The sequence below is a fragment of the Corynebacterium sp. HMSC30G07 genome (assembly GCF_001806945.1).
Lineage (GTDB): Bacteria > Actinomycetota > Actinomycetes > Mycobacteriales > Mycobacteriaceae > Corynebacterium > Corynebacterium riegelii.
This window is the reverse complement of record NZ_KV786445.1, coordinates 1-820: the sequence shown is the minus strand read 5'-3', so window position 1 is coordinate 820 and position 820 is coordinate 1. Positions and strand designations below refer to the sequence as shown.

The window sequence follows — 820 nt, the reverse complement described above, 5'->3', positions numbered from 1 at the left end:
GAGGACTTCCATGTTGGCGGCCGTGACCGCGAGATGCCACCAGAGCTGCAACTTGAACAGTTGGTGACCTACATCGAGGCCACCTATGACCAGGACGCAGCGCAGTATTTGGCATTGCTGCCGGATCGCATCACGCACGCCGCGATGCTCATGCTCGGCAGCGCCGTGGACCACGCGATGCCCGCGGTAGCGTTTGCCCAAGGTGTGACGGTGGAGTCCGTTGAACTGGGCGAAGTGTTCGTGCCCAGCTCCCCCACCGGCGCCTGGGCTGTGTCGCTGAATAGCGAGGTACCCGGTCACCGCAGCCACGCTTGGCAGCCAGATGTTGCCGCCGCCGCGGAACTCTCCGGCGTAACAATCTTGGACGTCAACGACGTTGCCGACGCCGAAGCCGCCCTGGCGTACGCCCGCGAGCGGGCTGGTGGTGCTGGTGGTGGTGCTTGTTCGGTGTGGGCGTTTGGTTCCGCCGCTACCTCGGTCCCTTCGGGTGCCGACGCCTACGCGCTAACCTTCCCAGTTCAGGTTCCGCCGGAAACGCTTGCCGCAGTTGGTTCGGCGCCCGTGCTGGTCCAAGTCGCCTCCCGCGATGAGATGGCGGCGCCGTTGCCAGCCGATCTACCTGGTTCTTTTACACGGTCGGAGTACTTCTCAACGCACTACATTGCTACGCCGGCGGAAATCCGCCGCCGGGTTCGCGACGTCGCAGAGTTCCTCGCCGCGCTCTGATATTCGGCCCTGGCCCCCTCTGACAAATCGTGCAGCGGGCCCTTAGTAGTTTGCCAAAAGCCCAGGTCGGCAAAATGGCGTCGTCGGATTTGTC

1 protein-coding gene is annotated in these 820 nt (G+C 63.9%); it reads left to right on the top strand.

Going from position 1 to position 820, the window contains the following annotated elements; all coding sequences use genetic code 11:
• Nucleotides 1-726, top strand: a 726-nt coding sequence (locus HMPREF3104_RS00600) for a hypothetical protein (protein ID WP_070493232.1), incomplete at its 5' end; no start/stop codon positions are given.
• Nucleotides 727-820: the final 94 nt, after the last annotated feature.